This window comes from Puniceicoccus vermicola, assembly GCF_014230055.1.
Lineage (GTDB): Bacteria > Verrucomicrobiota > Verrucomicrobiia > Opitutales > Puniceicoccaceae > Puniceicoccus > Puniceicoccus vermicola.
The window spans coordinates 1-938 of the sequence record NZ_JACHVA010000120.1 but is presented as its reverse complement, the minus strand read 5'-3'; the positions used below and the strand labels follow the sequence as shown (position 1 = coordinate 938).

The 938-nt window shown below is 60.9% G+C and carries 1 protein-coding gene; it reads right to left on the bottom strand.

Annotated elements, in window-relative coordinates; translation table 11 throughout:
• Positions 1-383, bottom strand: a 383-nt coding sequence (locus H5P30_RS15290; protein WP_185692382.1) for a transposase, incomplete at its 3' end; no start/stop codon positions are given.
• Positions 384-938 lie beyond the last annotated feature (555 nt).

Here is a 938-nt window from a genome sequence, read left to right as displayed (position 1 = left end):
CCCGCACGAACCGGATTCAGGTGAATGTAGTGGCAAACCTGCGCGAATACATGCCCGGGCTCCACAACAATCCCCTTGTAACGCCCCTGAAACGGGCGCCCCGTCCAGTTCCGAAAACGATTGAACCGGCGAATCCACGTCCCCTGCAACCATTTCATCCCCTCGCTTAAATTCGGTTCGCCAAGCTCCACGGCAAGATGAAAGTGATTGCTCATGATTACATAGGCATGCACGCGCCATCCAAACCGCTCCGCCGCCTCCCCCAATACACGTTCAAAGGCCTCCGCAGCTCCCTTCCCCGAAAAAATCCTCTGACGATAGTTTCCGCGGTTCAAGACGTGATAACATCCTCCCGCATACTCTACTCTCAGGGGCCTCGCCATAACCGTGAGCCAATGCACACGCCTCGTACCTGTCAAGAATCAAGACCTGACGTCGTCTGGTATCCCATGACGTCGTCTGGTATCCCACTTTAGCCGCTCTTCGCCTTTCAGCGGCCCGGGGAGGCGGCACACTTGTCGCGGAGTAGCTCGAAGAGCGAAGACGGAAGATTGGGTGCCAGGCGCGAAGCGCGGGGCATGGCTTCCGGCCATTCTTCCGGCTTCGCCGGGTAATCCTCAAGCGTCGTAGATGGCCCGCTTGCCGGGCCGTGGGCGACGCGTCAGGCGTCGGAGTGGGATTTCCCAGCGCGGCGATGCGTAGCGAGCAACGCGCGGGGCAACCGCGCCACGGGTGGCGGGGGGAAGCTCCCAGAGCAAAGCGCAGCGTGCGGCCCTGGGGGCGCGTGGCGGGAGGCGACTAAGAAAAGATTTCTCTTGTCGGAGATATTTCAATACGGAGGCAAGCCCTGCGGATGGCCGTTGCCGCCGGGCGCGGGGTGCCGTTATGTTTTGGAGCATCGGAATCCGATGCGGAAGCTAACCCTCGGGCAAAGCGAC